The sequence below is a fragment of the Actinomadura atramentaria DSM 43919 genome, assembly GCF_000381885.1.
GTDB classification, from domain to species: Bacteria; Actinomycetota; Actinomycetes; order Streptosporangiales; family Streptosporangiaceae; genus Spirillospora; species Spirillospora atramentaria.
Genome location: NZ_KB907211.1, coordinates 315,008 through 329,887, shown reverse-complemented (window position 1 = coordinate 329,887; position 14,880 = coordinate 315,008). Strand labels below are relative to the sequence as shown.

Below are 14,880 nucleotides of genomic sequence, written 5' to 3'. Positions count from 1 at the left end.
CAGATGTCGGTCGAGTCCTGCGCGGCGTTCCTGCGGGTCGTCAACGACGACGCGCGCCTGCGGCAGCAGTTGAAGGCGCTGACCGGGGTCGCGGAGATGATCCGGCTCGGCGAGGCGCACGGGTTCCGGTTCGACGGCCGGGACCTGGCGACGGCGTCGGCGTCGGTGGTCCCGCCGCCCGCCGCGCCGCCCGCGTCGCGCGCGCCCGAGCCCGAGCCCGAGCCGGCGGCGGAGTTCCTGCACCACGAGTACGACCTGGACGCGCTGGCGGCGGCGCATCCGGGGTTCGCGACGGTGCTCGCGGAGTTCCCCCGGCTGAAGGTCCGCCCGTCCGACGTGGACCTCGCGGCGTTCGACGCGGAGTTCCGCCCCGGCGACCTGCGCTCCACCGAGCTCGCGCCGCGCGGCGAGGAGTACCGGCGGTGGGCGGCGGAGCTGGCGGCGACGGCGCGGCCCGGCGACCGGCGCGACTTCCACCTGGTCAACCTGGACGACCACGTCGGCCACGCCGACTACGACGACTACCTCGACGCCAAGACGCGGGTCGTCGGCGCGCTGGAGGACGTGTTCGGCGCGGAGGTCCGCTTCTCCGGCAGCATGTGGTACCCGCCGTCGTCGTACCGGTTGTGGCACACCAACGAGACGCAGCCGGGCTGGCGGATGTACCTGATCGACCTCGACGACGACTTCGAGGACGCCGAGCACACGTCGTTCTTCCGCTACCAGCACCCGGAGACGGGCGAGCTGGTCACGCTGCGGGAGCGGCGGCGGATGGCCCGGTTCTTCCGGATCGAGCAGCGGCCGGACCGGTTGTTCTGGCACTGCATCGTCAACCCGACGCGGCGGCACCGGTGGAGTTTCGGCTTCGCGGTGCCCGACTCCTGGACGGCCGCGCTGGCGGGGCTCGCGTGACGCTGCCCGCGGACGCTCCTCCGGCGGCCGCCGCGGCGGCGGTCCCGGCGATCCGGGCGGCGGGGCTGCGCAAGCGGTATCCGGGCGTCACGGCGGTGGACGGGGTGGACCTGTGCGTCGCGCCGGGCGAGAGCTTCGGGTTCCTCGGGCCGAACGGGGCGGGCAAGTCCACGACGATCGCGATGCTGACGACGCTGGCCGTGCCCACGGCGGGTCGGGTGGAGATCGCGGGCCACGACACCCGGACCGACCCGGTCGCGGCGCGCCGCAGCATCGGGCTGATCTTCCAGGAGTCGACGCTCGACGGGGAGCTGACCGCCGCCGAGAACCTGCGGTTCCACGCCGACCTGTACGACGTGCCCGTCGAGCGGGTTCCCGCGCGGGTCGCCGAGACGCTGGCGCTCGTCGGGCTGACGGACTGCCGGGACCGGCTCGTCCGGACGCTGTCGGGCGGGATGCGGCGGCGGCTGGAGATCGCGCGGGCGCTGCTGCACCGGCCGCGCGTGCTGTTCATGGACGAGCCGACGATCGGGCTGGACCCGCGCACCCGCGCGGACGTCTGGCGGTACCTGCGGCTGGTCCGCGAGCGCGAGGCCGTCACGCTGTTCCTCACCACGCACTATCTGGACGAGGCCGAGCAGTGCGACCGCGTCGCGATCCTGCACGGCGGCCGCATCGTCGCGCAGGGCAGCCCGGCGGAGCTGAAGTCGGTGCTCGGCGCGGACCGGGTGGAGCTGCGCACCGGCGACGACGCGGCGGCGGCGCGGGTGCTGCGCGAGCGGTTCGGCGCGGCCGTCGCCGAGGGGCCGGGCGGGCTGGCGTTCCGCGCGCCCGACAGCGCGCGGGTGCTGCCGCGCCTGTTCGCGGAGCTGGACGTGCCGGTGTTCGAGGCGCGGGTGACGCCGCCGTCGCTGGACGACGTGTTCCTGCACCACACGGGCCACCGCATCCGCGACGACACCGAGGACGCACCCGCCCCGCCACCGGACACGGGCACGGGCGTCGGCGCGGGCACTGACCTGAGCGCGGGCACCGCCTCACGCGCGGGCGCGGGCGCCGACTCGGGCCCAAGCGCGAACACGGGCACGGGCGCGGACGCTGGCACGGGCGTGCGCACGGGCGCGGACCCGCGCACGGACCCGCGTGCGGGCCTGGGCGCGGACCCGCGTGCGGGTGGTTGCGCGGGGCGGGGCGGGGTTCGGGCGGAGTTGCGGGCGATGCGGATGGTGTGGCGGCGGGAGATGCTGCACTTCGGGCGCGACCGCGCCGGGACGGCGATCTCGCTGCTCCAGCCGCTGCTGTTCCTGTTCATCCTCGGCGTCGGCCTCGCGGGGCTGATGTCGGGCGTCAGCAGCCGCTCGTACCAGCTCTTCCTGTTCTCGGGGGCGCTGGTGACGGCGGCGCAGGGCCCGGCGATCGGCGCGGGCTCGTCGATCCTGTGGGACCGGCAGGCCGGGTTCCTGCGGGAGATGCTGGCCGGTCCCGTCCACCGGGGCACGCTGCTGCTCGGCAAGTGCCTGGGCGGCGCGACGGTCGCGACGTGCCAGGCGGGGGTCCTGCTGGCGGCCGGGTGGCTGATCGGCGTCCCGCACGACGCGGTGCTGACGGTGCTGCTGCTCGGCCAGCTCGCGCTCGCGGCGCTGGCGATGACGGCGCTGTCGATCCTGCTGGCGACGTTCATCCGCCGTCCGCAGACGTTCGGGACGGCGGTGACCGTCCTGGCCGCACCGCTGGTGTTCCTGTCGGGCTCGATGTTCCCGCTCACGGCGATGCCGGGCTGGATGGCGCGCGTCGCGCTGGCGAACCCGCTGACGTACGCGGTGGACGCGATGCGCCGGACGATGGCGGCGCGGCTGCCGGCGACGCCGGCGCCGCTGTTCCACCCGCTGACGTGGGGTTCGTGGCATCCGTCCGTCGTCCTGGAGTGGGCGCTGGTGACGGGTCTGGCGCTGCTCGCGCTGGGGTGGGCGGCGCGCCGCTTCTCCCGCGCCGAGTGACGCCCGGTGTGTGTCGCTGATCACCGAGGGTAGTGACCTGATCGGGGGGATTCGGCCGGTTCCGGCCGTCGGCCTGCGGGAGGGCACGTGAAGGCGATCAGCGTTGTTCCGGGCGATCCGGACTCGGTGGAGGTGCGGGACGTCGCGGAGCCGCGGCCCGGCGCGGACGAGCTGCTGGTCCGGGGCCGCCTGCTCGGCATCTGCGGAACGGACGCCGACATCGTCTCCGGTCCGGGCTACGGCTGGGCCCCGCCGGGCTCGGACCGGCTCGTCATCGGGCACGAGTCGCTGGGCACCGTCCTGCACGCGCCGGACGGCAGCGGGTTCGCGCCGGGCGACCTGGTCGCGGGCGCGGTGCGGCGGCCCGACCCCGAGCCGTGCGTGCCGTGCGCGCACGGCGAGTGGGACTTCTGCAGCAACGGCCGGTACACCGAGCGCGGCATCAAGGAGCTGGACGGGTACGGCGCGCAGTGCTGGACGGTCGAGACCGACTTCGCGGTCAGGCTGGACCCGGCGCTGGGCGACTGCGGCGTCCTGCTGGAGCCGACCTCGGTGGTCGCGAAGGCGTGGGCGCAGGCCGACCGGTTCACCGGCCGCACGTCGGCGCGGCCCCGGACGGCGCTGGTCACGGGCGCGGGCCCGATCGGGCTGCTGGCCGCGCTGCTCGGCGTGCAGCGGGGGCTGGACGTCACCGTCCTGGACGTCAACGACCGGGGCCCGAAGGCCGAGCTGGTCACCGACCTCGGCGCGCGGTTCCACGTCGGGAGCGTCGCGGACCTCGGCCTCTGCCCGGACGTGGTGATCGAATGCACGGGCCACGGCCCGCTGGTCGCGGAGCTGGCGGCGGCGTCGGCGCCGAACGCGGTGATCTGCCTGGCGGGGATCTCGTCGCGGCCGGGTTCGGCCACGGTGGACCTCGACGAGGTCAACAAGGAGATCGTCCTGCGGAACACGCTGCTGTTCGGATCGGTGAGCGCGTCGCCGGGCGACTTCCGGCGGGCCGCCGACGCGCTCGCCCGCGCCGACCGCGACTGGCTGTCGCGGCTCATCACGCGGCGCGTCCCGATGGAGGAGTTCGCGCGCAACGTTCGGAAGGACCCCGACGACGTGAAGGTCGTCGTGGATCTGGAGGCGTGACGCCCGCCGCCGTTCCGCGCGACGAAAACGGAGTCGGGTGCCGCGTTCCACGACGCGGAGACGGGACGAATGGCGGACGCGGCGGTTTTTTCGCTCCAGTAAACACCGGAGTTTATCGAGCGGCCCCGTAGCACGCCACCCCGGAAACGCACAGCGCACCGCCGGGAAATTCTCCGCACAGCGCCCGGCCGCGCACCGTGAAACACGTGCAACCTCGGCTAATGCCACCTGAACCTTACGGTGACCTTATAAGGCCACATAACAGGCATTGCGGTCAGCAACCCGCTCGCGTCTCATTGAGCCCGTCAACGGAGCGTTTCGAGAAGCGAGGTCCGCATGCGGTCCCTACGAACACTCATCGGCGTGACGGCGGCGGCCGCGTTGGTCGCCACGGGAACGGCGACGGCGGCCGGCGCCGCGCCCGCCGCCCCGGCCGCGAAGACGACGGCGGCGACCACCGCCGCCACCCCCAGGCTCACCGGCGGCGCGGCCGTGAACAGCGCGTCCGCCGCCGCGAAGGTCGCCAAGTACTGGACGGCCGCGCGGATGAAGGCCGCCAAGCCGGTGCCCGAGCCGCGCTCCGCGCGCGGGACGCTGTCGGCCAAGGCCGCGCCGACCGGGCCCGCGGGGTCCACGCCGTCCGCCAGGGCCGTCGCGTCGGCGGCGAACAAGCTCGCCGGCGGGAACGCCAAGCTCGCGGCGTCCATCACCGAGTCGGCGGTGGTCGGAAAGGTGTTCTTCCACAAGCCGAGCGGCGGCGACTGGGTGTGCTCGGCGAGCGCGCTCAACAGCGCGTCCAAGCAGCTCGTCATCACCGCGGGCCACTGCGTCCACGAGGGCGCGGGCGGGAACTGGGTGACGAACTGGACGTTCGCCCCGCGTTACCGCAGCGGTTCCCGGCCGTTCGGCACGTTCGCGGCCAAGCAGTTCCGGACGTTCAATTCGTGGATCAGCAGCAGCGACCAGGACCGCGACGTCGCAATGGTGACGACCTGGCCGCTGAATGGCAACAAGGTCGTGAACGTGGTGGGCGGGAACGGCCTCAACTGGAACTGGGGCAAGACCGTCGCGGTGACCATTCTCGGTTACCCGCAGAATGCCAACGGCGGTGAGATCCAGCAGTGGTGCCAGGGCACGACGTACGACGGCGGCGGCAACAAGATCGCCCTCGGCTGCAACTTCAACGGCGGGTCCAGCGGCGGCCCGTGGATCATGAACTTCGACAACAACACGGGCCTCGGCCAGACCGACGGCGTCATGAGCACGATCGACGGGAACGGCGTGAACCGGGCGTCGTACTTCGACGACGCGGTCAAGGCGATGTTCGACGCGCAGGGCAGCGTCACCTGACCGTGCGGTGACCCGCCGCCCGCCGGTCCCGGCCGCCTAGGCTGGACCGGCGGGCTCCCGCCCGTCCGCCGGAAGGGGACCGGACATGAAACGAACCCTCGCCGTCATCGTCGCCGCGGCCGCGGCGGTCGGCTGCGTCGTGGCGGCCCGCGTCGCGCTGGCGTCCGCCGACCGTCCGGGCGGCAAGGAACCCGCGAAGTCGAGCACCAGCCCCGTCCAGCCGCCGAACACCGGCTACTGGACGCCGGAGCGGATGCAGTCCGCGAAACCCGCCCCGATGCCCGACCCGGACGACTAGCCGGTGTTTCCAAGTCCCGGCCCACGGCCCTCGCCTGGCGGCTCCGACCTGACCGGGACTTGGCGAGCGAGGCGGCGCAGCGCCTCGGCGGACGCGGTCCCCGGCTCGGCCGTGTAGATCAGGACGCGGTGCTCCCCGCCGGGCACGGCCAGGATCTCGCAGTCCAGCTCCAGCTCCCCCACGACCGGGTGGACGGTCCGCTTGGTGATGCTGCGCCGCGCCTCGACCTCCCGCCGCTCCCACAGCTCGGCGAACCCGGGGCTGCGGGCGCGCAGCCCGTCCACCAGGTCGCGCAGGCCGGGGTCGGCGGGGTACCGGCCGCTCGCGCGGACGTCCGCGACGACCTGCGCGGCGAGGTCGGGCAGCCGCGCGGCGGCGGGCGACGGGCCGTCGAACAGCAGCCGCAGCCGGTTGCGCCGCGCGGGCGGCAGCTCCGCCGGGTCGCCGATCAGCGCGACGAGCATCGCGTTCCAGGCGACCAGGTCGTAGCGGGCGTCGATGGCGAGGGCGGGGACGTCGTCGAGCCGGTCGAGGAGCCGCCGCACGGTCGCGGGGACGTCGGTCCGGCGGCGGCGCGCTCGGGCGGCGGCGGCGCGCCGAGCCGCAGCAGGTAGTCGCGCTCGTCGGCGGTGAGCCGGAGGGCGCGGCCGAGCGCGGTGAGCACCTGCGCCGACGGGCGGGGGCCCCGGCCCTGTTCGAGCCGGACGTAGTAGTCCACCGAGATCCCGGCGAGCAGCGCGACCTCGGCGCGGCGCAGACCGGGCGTCCGGCGGCGTCCGCCGTCCGCGAAGCCCGCGTCGGCCGGCCGGACGCGCGCGCGGCGGCTCCGCAGGAAACCGCCCAGTTCCGATCCGTCCACGGTTCCATCATGACGCGCGCCGCGGGTGGTACCGGCCGTACCGGTCTCGGCGGTGCCTACCCGGGCGGCGCGGCGGCCCGCGAGGCTCGGCGCATGACGATCCTGATCACCGGGGCGCGCGGCACGGTCGCGCGCTCCCTCGTACGGCAGCTTCACGACGCGGGCCACCGGGTCCGGGCGGGGGGCCGCGTCCCCGCCGAGGTGGACGCCCCCGCCGGGGTGGAGGTCGTCGCGGCGGACCCGACGCGTCCGGGCGACCTCGGGCCGGCGCTGGCGGGCGTCGAGAAGGTCTTCGTGTACGCCGAGCGGTCGGGGCTCGGCGGGTTCCTCGCGGCGGCCGGGGCGGCGGGGGTGCGGCACGTGGTGCTGCTGTCCGCCCTCGGCGCGTCCCCGCACGCCGCCGACGCGATCACGCGCGCGCACGGCGAGGCGGAGCGGGCGGTGCTGGACTCGGGCCTGGAGTGGTCGTTCGTGCGGCCCGGCGGCTTCGCGACGAACCGGCTGATGTGGGCGCCGATGACGAGGGCGGGCGGGCCGGTGCTGGACCCGTTCCCCGAGTCGCAGTCGGCGCTGGTCCACGAGGCGGACGTCGCGGCGGTCGCGCTGGCGGCCCTCACCCTGCCGGGCCAGGCGGGCGCGATCCACAGCGTGACCGGGCCGGAGTCGCAGACGGCGCGGCGGCACGCCGAGCTGATCGGCGAGGCGATCGGCCGCCCGGTCGAGGTCGCGGCGCAGAGCCTGGACGACTACCAGGCGTCGCTGGCGGACCGGCTCCCGCCGGACCTGCTGGAGGCCCGCATCGCGCGCCTCGCGGCGCTCGTCGGCCGCGCGCAGCCGACGACCGACACCGTCCGCACCGTGACGGGCCGCCCCGCGCGGACGTTCGCGCGGTGGGCGGCCGACCACGCGGCCGACTTCACCGGCTGACCGGGGGATCGCCCCGGTCACCAGTCGCGGTCGGCGACGAGTTCCTCCAAATCCGCGTTCGGGAAGCCGTAGGCGGTCGCGACGAACCCGAAGTCGACCGCGATGCAGTCCCGCGCGGCGGTCTCGATCTCGCTGCCCGCCGCCCAGAAGTCCTCCTGGAGTTCGTTGAACTCGGCGGTCGCCGCCGCCGACAGCGCGTAGAGGGCGGGCAGGTCCGCCGGGCGCTCGGCCTCGATGCGCTCGCAGAACCGCAGCAGGATCTGCTTCCCGCGTTCCACGAGGTGGTCCGGGAAATAGGTGTCGCCGAACATCTCCTCAAGGAACCGGTGCTCGGACACCTGCTCGTTCGTGATCGCCACCGCGTGCTCCGTCCTCTCGACGCTCCCGACGCGGCCGATCCTGCACCACCCCGCCGACACTCCGGCGCGGGCGGCGTTCCCATCTCTCAGGGGGCGGTGATGGTCAAGGCGGGGCTGGCGGTGAACGTCGTGTCGACCCGAGGGTCCCGCCGTCGTCGACGAGGCCCTTGCGGGACTTGCCGCCGCTCGGCCTCGGACTCGTCGGTCAGGGCCGCCGCCCCGCCAGGCGCGCGTCGAGCGCGTCCAGGTCCGGGACGAACCAGACGTGGCCGGACCTGTCCGACTCGCGGACGAGCGCGCGCAGCGCCGAACTCGCCGCCAGATGCTCGGAGATGTCGCCGACGACGGCGAGGGTCAGCCGGTAGTTGGCGAACTTCTGCATGATCTCGCCCGCGAAACGGGTGCCGAGCGAGAAGAACCGCTCGTCCAGGCGGGCGGCGGGGACGGCGACGGCCTCGGCGCCCAGGTAGGTCGCGCCGATGAGGTCGAGCGCGTCGTCCATCGTGGCGATCGGCGGGCCGTCCGGGTCGCACACCAGCACGGCGACCCCGGCGCGCGTCTGCACCGCGTCAGCCATCGCGGGCCTCCTCGCCGAACATGGCGTCGATCAGTTGGAGGACGTCGGCCGTCTCGGCGACGCCGCCCAAGATCACGATCTTCATGCGCTGCCTCTCCTCGTCGTGGACGACCTGGACGCGCAGCGGGCGGCCAGGATCGGAGCCGCCGTTGACGGCGGCGAGGACGAGCGTGCTCAGCCGGTCCGCGGTGCGCCGGTCGACGCCGTCGAGCTGCACGATGCTCGACACCTCGGCCGACGCGGCGGTGCTCGCGGGCTCGGGCTTCCCGATCAGCTCGTCCAGATCCGCGCGCGCGATCCGGTACTGCTTCCCGATCCGGACGGCCCTGAGCCGCCCGGACCGGATGTAACCCCGCACCGTGCGCACGTGAAGCCCAAGCAACTCCGCGACGTCCTCAACTGAGTACAGTTTGTTGTCCATCACTCCCTAAGCTACCTGACTCAGGGGTTGATAGGGAATTTTAAGGAACAGGCGTCGCTCGCACGAGCCGCACCACCCGTGGCCGCGCGGACCCCGTCGGCGGCAGACGGGCTCGTGAGGGACGTGTCCGCGTCGGGCCGGGCCGGACTCGCGCGGCCGGCGGCCGGGCGTTCTCGCCGTCAGAACGCGTATCAGACGGGCGGGATCAGGTCGCTTTCGCTGATGGTGTAGGCCAGCGGGGGGTAGACGAAATCTGTTTCGTTGTTCTCGCGGCGCCGGAGTTGGTAGAACTCGCCCTTTTGCTCGTCGTCGGCCAACGTGAGGCGCGCACCCTGCGGAAGGTAAGCGTTTCCGTCGTGGAACTGAACCAGCGTTTTCGACGCCCGGAAGGTCACGCCCAACCATTGGTTGTCCGGCGTCTGGACGGGTGCGTCCAGCACGATCTTGTGCTTGAGCCGCCGGTTCGAGTCAATCGAGAAAGCGACGACGCTGTTGTGGGCGAGGGGAATATCGAACTTCTCGCCGCCGGGTTCTTTCGGCTCGAAGATCAGCTTTCGCGGCGGGTCCGCGTCAGGGTGCCGGTAGCAGGAGAAGACGGCGATGAACGACCCGTCGGCCAGATCGAGGGCCTGGTCGGAGTGGCCGCCCATCTTCCTGTAAGCGTTCGTGTAGCACTCGACCAGGGCGTTGTTGAAGGCGGTCGGAAACGCTGCATGTTCTTGGATCTGGTTCGCCAGCCGTTCGTGTACCGCGCGGAAACGCTGCGCCGGTCTGACGTAACGCGTGGCGGTGCGCACGAGCGGCACGCCGCCCGCGTCATCGACCCTGGCGAGCACGGCACCCTGCCGGCCTTTTCCCACGTCCTCCCATCGAGTGGATGTAAACAGCTCTGCGAAGAGGTTTTCGTCGGTCGGCAGGACGCACGCAAGGATCTCGTCCGAGATCTCAGGGCCTCGGGGCAACGTAGTCCCCCTCGTTCATGCTGAAAAGCAACTCGTCGCCGTAATCAATGAACGACGTGGTCTTGTTCTCCTCGGCGTACAGCCTGCGCAGCCTGTCCATGCCCTCCGGCGTGGGCGGCCCCAGCTTCACCAGGTCGCCGTCCACTTTGAGGAACGTGTCGCCGTGCTTGTGAACGGCCTCGGCACTCGAACAGCGCACCACGTACCCCAAACGGGTCGGGAGCAGTTCGGCATCCAACATCGAGGATCGGATCTCGTGCGTATACAAGCGGTTGGTGGACAGCGGCATGAAGAACACGGAGCCGGGATAAAGGGTCAGCGTGAACTGCGGCGGTAGCGCGACCGCGTCGCGTTCTGCGGTCGGGTCCTTGAGACGGAACCGGAGCTTGGTCAGGCCGCTGACGCCTTTCACACCGTAGTCGAAGGCGTCATCGGCGAGGGGCTGCAGTTTGTCGAGCCGGTCATAGAAGGTGCAGAAGGCCATGATCCCGTTGACCGGCATGTCCTTGGTCTTGTCGGCGTGGGCCGAGATCTTGGCCTTGGCCTGCTTGCGCCCGGTCGTGGCAGGGGTGTTGTGGTAGATCTGCGCAAGGACATGGTTCAGCGGGGCATGGTCGCGGAAGACAAAGGCGGCCTCGCGGTTCAAAGCATCGACGATGCCCGTGTCCGTCGGCCGAAAGCCTTCGGTCGGCCCCGAAAGGTTCGTTGAGCACCGGAGCAGGCGGAAATGCAGTTCGTCACCGTCACGCGCGACGGGCGTCAGATAGATCCCACTGCGATGGGCCGCTCCGGGCTTGGTCGATTCCGTCAGCGACTGGAACGCATGCTCCGCGCGGATGCTCCCGAAGTGATCGGCACCGAGGTCGAAGAAGCGGCGGTAGTAAACCCCGGCGCCGTGGACACGGACGGGAACACGTCCAACATCCACAACAGGCCATGTCCCATCGACGTCTGCACGATAGCCGTCCGACAGTTCCCGGATGATGAACACCCGGGCCGCCCCATGCAGTCGCCGGGCACTGATCTCCGATACATCGCCGCACAGGTAGACGGTCTTCTGAGCAAGGTCGAGCGCCTTGGACTCAAGGGCCTCCGGAGTGACCGCGGACCCGGAGAAGCCACTGATCAACTCATTGTTCTGCAGATCCGCGGGTGCGATCAGAACATTGCTCGCCTCGTCGATGCGGGCTTCCGCCGACGCCGTCCCGTACTTCAAACCGCACCCGCCGTTCACGACGAACGAACCCGCGAGCCCGTCCCCCCATCCATGACCTTCCGGACGATAGAGGACTCAACTCCGGCTCTCCAGCCTTTTGATGCCCGAGTGGCTCGCTGGCGCGACCCGGGGCGCGGGTGCGCGAGGGAGATCGGTGGCGTGCCGACCGCTTCAGCGGTTGCTTACGTCCGGGGTCGCGGGGGTGTCCGTGCCTTGCCTGATCAAAAGGACGAGGCGCTCTGCTTGCGCGGCGCCGGTGGTGGTGAGGGCGATCCCGTTGGCCAGGGCGAGCAGTTCCGATGCGTCGAGGTCGGCGCGGACGGCACCGGCGCTTTGCGCTCGGACCAGCAGCGCGGACGCGGCCGTGCGCATCGAATGGTGCCAGCGGTCGAACAGCGCGGAACGGCGGCCAGTGCGGTCATCGGTGATCGCCAGCGCCAGTTCCCGCTTGGCCGCCACGTGTGCGATGAAATCCCGAAGCCACTCGAAGAGTGCGTCGCCGAGCGGGCCCTCGGCCAGCAGGGACTGGCTCCGGGCGCCGAGCGCGGCCACTTCCTCGGAGTAGACGGCGATGATCTCATATGCCGCAGGGAGCAGAAGGCACCGCTCACCCGGGCCCGGGTGAGGTCCATCGGCGCGTCTTCGAGGGCTATCGAGAGAGCCGATTCGAGGACGCCCTGGAGCTGATCGACCCCGACGTCGTCGACCACCGGGAAGGCGCTCATGTCGATCACCGGGGACGCGACGCCTGGCGACGGAAGTGGGAGCGGGGGCGTGCGGACAGTATGTTCCGGGACGTCTCGTTGACGATCGAGCAGAACGTCGTCTCCGGCGACACCTCCGTCAATCGGTACACGGTGCGGGGCACCCACACCGCATCCGGCCGACGCTACGAGGTTCTCAGCTTGGACATGGTCCGCGTCCGCGACGGCCGGATCATCGAGCACTGGGCCCTGCTCGACACCGACGCGATGCGCGACCAACTCGGCCTGTAAAGCCCGCGTCAACCACCCGGCGGCGGTCAACCGCTCGACCAGCGCCTCAATACGCGCATGACCTCCCCATCAGTCGATCACTTCCCCCGCTTACCATCGCCCTGTCGTCCTTGTTCGGCACGCGGTCGGGGGGCGCTGGAGATCCATCCCCGGCAACGCGGCGAGGCCAGTCCGGCCAACCGGTGCGGGTTCTGTGGTGGGCGGGGTTACCGGCGCGCGTTCAGGGCGGTGGGGAGCAGACGGGTGGTGTAATCGGCGTCGATGAGCCGGTGGTAGGCGGCTTCTACTTGTGCGGGGACTTGTTGGGGAATGGCGTAGCCGAGGGCGGGGTACTCGATGATGCGCTGTAGATCCCCGACGAGCATGTCGATAACCAGGCGGTCATCGCCGATGGATTTCAGGTAGCCGTCGAAGGTCAGAGGTTCGCTCGCGCACAGGGTCTCTACCTCGGACCAGAGTTTGCGAGCTGTGGCGTAGGCGCGGCGTTCCATGTAGGGCTTGGAAATCAGCAGGACAGAGTCCACAGCAACGTTGGCAGCGGCCAGTGCTGTGCGGGAGCGGTCGATGTTCTGGCCGGTGTTGGTGGCGGTGGGTTCGATGATGATGGCGGACTCGGGGACGCCTAGGTCGATCGCGTGTTCGGCGAAGTGGACAGCCTCACCCCTGGGAAAGCGGTCGCGGGTAGTAGGGCTGTTCGCGCCGGTGAAGACCAGGAGAGGGAACAGTCTCTCGTGGTAAAGACGGGCGGCGAACGCGGCGACGCCGAGATCGTGGCTGCCCAGTCCGATACCCGCTGAGACAGGGCGCGCGGTGTGGCCCATCTGGTGGTAGCCCCAGATGAGACGTGCGTCGGCTCGGTGGACGTCGCTGATCGGCGGGCGGCGCGTCACGGGGCTCCTCACAGTGACCGTATTCATTGCTTCGGCGCGAGTTGGCGGGTGGTCAGGTGGGGGGTGGGGCTATTGGGGGGCCGTCTGGGCCGGTTGAGGAATGGGGCCATGCGGCGGTTTTGTCGCGGCGGAGGCGGGAGAGTTCTTCGACGCGGTCGCCGGGGATGACGGTCTGGGTCACGTCCACGGCTTTCTCGTCCAGGGCGCTGTAGCTGGTGCGGACGATTTCCCAGACCGGCAGGTCGGCGGGGATGAGGAGGAGTTTCGTTTCCTGCGGGGTCGGCATGCGGACACGGCGGCGTTCCAGCCATTCGAGCGGGCCGTGGCCGAGCGCCTCGATCGCGTCGATCCATGCGCCGGGACCGGTGCCCTGCGGGTCGCGCACGGCCGGTGCGTCGGCCACGACGCGCGGGTGAATCCACGTCGTGGAGATCTGGAACGCGGGTTCGCCCTCGGGGCCGGTGACGCGGAGTCGGCGGAGGGTCGGCTGGCCCACGGGGACGTTGAGCATGTGCGCGAGGCGTGGATCGTCGATGGGCTGCTCGCTGACGTCCGGCTCGACGTGGTGGGTCCAGCGCTCGTTGCCCATCGCCGCCGGGAAGGAGTAGCCCGCCGCGAACTCCCGGCCGTCGCGGACATGGCGCGTGTTGCGCCGCACGACGTCCGTGCGCATGACGATGCGGCGGTGCTTCGGCCGGACGACGGTCCCGCGTCGCGGCACGGAGACGACGCGCCCCTCCTGGGAGAGCTTGCCGATGGCCCGGGCGACGACGTTGCGGCTGACCTCGTACGCGGCGGCCAGCTTCTCCATCGGCGGAAGCATGTCACCCGCCGTCCACTCACCCTCGTCGATGCGCCGCGAGAGATCGTCGGCGATCGTGCGGTAGCGCGCTGACCCCACGTGCGCAACTCCTCACCGGTTCTGTTGAAGCATGATGGCGTGCCAAGTCAGTCGACGGCGGCTTGCCGGGCGGACGTCGCGGACGGCCACCGGTTTACCGGCGCGCGTCGAGGACGCCGGACTTCGCTTGGGTGAGGAACGCGGGGGCGGCAGCGGCGGGGAAGGCCAGGTGACCCGCGTCCGGGTGCGTGGAGTCGCGGACGCCCAGCGCGCTCGGCAAGGCCGCCGGCTCCGCACAGTCCCCGCCCTTCGTGGCGGTGGAACGGGTTGCCTTCCGCCAGGTCGGACTGGCCATGAAGGATCTCCCTCGCTTGGTCGGGGGTCGGCGCGTGTGAGATCTACCCCGACCAACTCCCGGCAACGCAGCGAGACCCAGTCCGGCCAACCGGTGCGGGTTCTGTGGCGGGCGGGGTTACCGGCGCGCGTTCAGGGCGGTGGGGAGTAGGCGGGTGGTGTAATCGGCGTCGATGAGCCGGTGGTAGGCGGCCTCTACTTCGGCGGGGACTTGTTGGGGGACGGCGTAGCCGAGGGCGGGGTACTCGATGATGCGCTGTAGATCGCCTACGAAGGGCCGGGATTCGCGCACGAGGTTATCGACGTGGATCAATTCATAGGATCACCGTGTTCGAGATAGCGGATGCGGCCGTCCCGCCGCGCCGCGCGTCCGTGAATGACACGGCGAGCGAGGCGTACGATGGTGAGATTTTCAATGTCCTCCACGTCACGGAACTCGTAACTATTGATCTCGGCGGGATCGACCTTGATCGAGGCAACGTGTCCGGGAGAAAGTATTCCACCGTCGAAGACGAAGAGGAGTTTGTCGCCCTCCGCCTGATTAGGGGCCCAGTCCACGACCAGGAGGGGGCCTATGGGAGGCGTGATACCGAGTTCCTCGCGCACCTCGCGGATCGCGGCCTCGGTCGGCGTTTCACCGGTCTCGACGTATCCGCCGGGAATATCTCGATAGTCCTTGTATGATGGGACAACGAGAAGAAGGCGGTCCTGGTCGTCCCAGAAGAGGACGCCAGCCGCAACCCTGGGATGAGAGAATGTTTCAGTTGGGTCAGAGGCCATCCCCC

The 14,880-nt window shown here is 71.1% G+C and carries 20 protein-coding genes; 7 read left to right on the top strand and 13 right to left on the bottom strand.

Going from position 1 to position 14,880, the window contains the following annotated elements; all coding sequences use genetic code 11:
- The first annotated feature begins 3 nt into the window (after window positions 1-3).
- The 5 genes from G339_RS0112020 to G339_RS0112000 all read left to right on the top strand — a co-directional run bounded on the left by G339_RS0112020 (window position 4) and on the right by G339_RS0112000 (window position 5,694).
- Complete coding sequence (locus tag G339_RS0112020; RefSeq protein WP_019631330.1) at window positions 4-912, top strand: Nif11-like leader peptide family natural product precursor; 909 nt, start codon at window positions 4-6, stop codon at window positions 910-912.
- Complete coding sequence (locus G339_RS40375; RefSeq protein ID WP_019631329.1) at window positions 909-2,909, top strand: ATP-binding cassette domain-containing protein; 2,001 nt, start codon at window positions 909-911, stop codon at window positions 2,907-2,909. Before G339_RS0112020 ends, G339_RS40375 begins: the two co-directional genes overlap by 4 nt.
- 87 nt (window positions 2,910-2,996) lie before the next feature.
- Complete coding sequence (locus tag G339_RS0112010) at window positions 2,997-4,046, top strand: glucose 1-dehydrogenase (RefSeq protein ID WP_019631328.1); 1,050 nt, start codon at window positions 2,997-2,999, stop codon at window positions 4,044-4,046.
- A 336-nt stretch (window positions 4,047-4,382) separates the two neighbouring features.
- The gene (locus tag G339_RS0112005; protein ID WP_026341368.1) at window positions 4,383-5,396 is read left to right on the top strand and encodes a trypsin-like serine peptidase; all 1,014 of its coding nucleotides are present in this window, start codon (window positions 4,383-4,385) and stop codon (window positions 5,394-5,396) included.
- Window positions 5,397-5,481: 85 nt separating this feature from the next.
- The gene (locus G339_RS0112000; protein ID WP_019631326.1) at window positions 5,482-5,694 is read left to right on the top strand and encodes a hypothetical protein; all 213 of its coding nucleotides are present in this window, start codon (window positions 5,482-5,484) and stop codon (window positions 5,692-5,694) included.
- Here the strand turns inward: G339_RS0112000 and G339_RS40370 are convergent.
- Both G339_RS40370 and G339_RS40365 read right to left on the bottom strand, forming a co-directional pair.
- Complete coding sequence (locus tag G339_RS40370) at window positions 5,691-6,239, bottom strand: MmyB family transcriptional regulator (RefSeq protein WP_019631325.1); 549 nt, start codon at window positions 6,237-6,239, stop codon at window positions 5,691-5,693. The two genes, G339_RS0112000 and G339_RS40370, sit on opposite strands and share 4 nt — an antisense overlap.
- The gene (locus G339_RS40365) at window positions 6,143-6,553 is read right to left on the bottom strand and encodes a helix-turn-helix domain-containing protein (protein ID WP_033322849.1); all 411 of its coding nucleotides are present in this window, start codon (window positions 6,551-6,553) and stop codon (window positions 6,143-6,145) included. Before G339_RS40365 ends, G339_RS40370 begins: the two co-directional genes overlap by 97 nt.
- 93 nt (window positions 6,554-6,646) lie before the next feature.
- Between G339_RS40365 and G339_RS0111990 the strand changes: the two genes are divergently transcribed.
- Complete coding sequence (locus G339_RS0111990) at window positions 6,647-7,480, top strand: NAD(P)H-binding protein (RefSeq protein WP_019631324.1); 834 nt, start codon at window positions 6,647-6,649, stop codon at window positions 7,478-7,480.
- Between the two features lie 17 nt (window positions 7,481-7,497).
- Here G339_RS0111990 and G339_RS0111985 read toward each other — a convergent pair whose 3' ends face one another.
- The 6 genes from G339_RS0111985 to G339_RS33370 form a co-directional block, all read right to left on the bottom strand.
- Window positions 7,498-7,839 carry a DUF5713 family protein gene (locus G339_RS0111985; protein ID WP_026341367.1) on the bottom strand — a complete coding sequence of 114 codons (342 nt, stop codon included), beginning with the start codon at window positions 7,837-7,839 and terminating at the stop codon, window positions 7,498-7,500.
- 205 nt (window positions 7,840-8,044) lie between these two features.
- Window positions 8,045-8,416, bottom strand: a complete 372-nt coding sequence (locus G339_RS0111980; RefSeq protein ID WP_019631322.1) for a DUF4180 domain-containing protein — start codon at window positions 8,414-8,416, stop codon at window positions 8,045-8,047.
- Window positions 8,409-8,837 (bottom strand): helix-turn-helix domain-containing protein, encoded by a 429-nt coding sequence (locus tag G339_RS0111975; RefSeq protein ID WP_026341366.1) that lies wholly within the window; start codon window positions 8,835-8,837, stop codon window positions 8,409-8,411. The genes G339_RS0111980 and G339_RS0111975 overlap by 8 nt, the downstream gene beginning before the upstream one ends.
- A 191-nt stretch (window positions 8,838-9,028) precedes the next feature.
- Complete coding sequence (locus G339_RS0111970) at window positions 9,029-9,697, bottom strand: alpha-ketoglutarate-dependent dioxygenase AlkB (protein ID WP_205625531.1); 669 nt, start codon at window positions 9,695-9,697, stop codon at window positions 9,029-9,031.
- Window positions 9,698-9,782: 85 nt separating this feature from the next.
- Complete coding sequence (locus tag G339_RS0111965; RefSeq protein WP_019631319.1) at window positions 9,783-11,015, bottom strand: hypothetical protein; 1,233 nt, start codon at window positions 11,013-11,015, stop codon at window positions 9,783-9,785.
- Window positions 11,016-11,186: 171 nt separating this feature from the next.
- Entirely contained in the window at window positions 11,187-11,567 is a 381-nt protein-coding gene (locus G339_RS33370) for an SbtR family transcriptional regulator (RefSeq protein WP_019631318.1), read from the bottom strand.
- 29 nt (window positions 11,568-11,596) lie between these two features.
- Here G339_RS33370 and G339_RS0111955 point away from each other — a divergent pair, with 29 nt between their 5' ends.
- Window positions 11,597-12,010, top strand: coding sequence for an ester cyclase (locus G339_RS0111955; RefSeq protein ID WP_019631317.1), 414 nt, complete (start codon window positions 11,597-11,599; stop codon window positions 12,008-12,010).
- Between the two features lie 206 nt (window positions 12,011-12,216).
- Here the strand turns inward: G339_RS0111955 and G339_RS0111950 are convergent, their stop codons facing one another.
- From G339_RS0111950 to G339_RS37665, 5 genes are all read right to left on the bottom strand, one after another.
- Complete coding sequence (locus tag G339_RS0111950; RefSeq protein ID WP_019631316.1) at window positions 12,217-12,900, bottom strand: YdcF family protein; 684 nt, start codon at window positions 12,898-12,900, stop codon at window positions 12,217-12,219.
- Between the two features lie 52 nt (window positions 12,901-12,952).
- Window positions 12,953-13,801: a GntR family transcriptional regulator gene (locus G339_RS33365; RefSeq protein ID WP_019631315.1), complete on the bottom strand. Its 849-nt coding sequence runs from the start codon at window positions 13,799-13,801 to the stop codon at window positions 12,953-12,955.
- Between the two features lie 94 nt (window positions 13,802-13,895).
- On the bottom strand, window positions 13,896-14,096 hold the full coding sequence (locus tag G339_RS33360; protein WP_019631314.1) for a DUF397 domain-containing protein: 201 nt from the start codon (window positions 14,094-14,096) through the stop codon (window positions 13,896-13,898).
- Window positions 14,097-14,213: 117 nt separating this feature from the next.
- A complete protein-coding gene (locus G339_RS33355; RefSeq protein ID WP_240489791.1) occupies window positions 14,214-14,387 on the bottom strand; it encodes a hypothetical protein in 174 nt (57 codons plus the stop codon).
- A gap of 17 nt (window positions 14,388-14,404) precedes the next feature.
- Window positions 14,405-14,875 carry an NUDIX domain-containing protein gene (locus tag G339_RS37665; RefSeq protein ID WP_084693210.1) on the bottom strand — a complete coding sequence of 157 codons (471 nt, stop codon included), beginning with the start codon at window positions 14,873-14,875 and terminating at the stop codon, window positions 14,405-14,407.
- Window positions 14,876-14,880 lie beyond the last annotated feature (5 nt).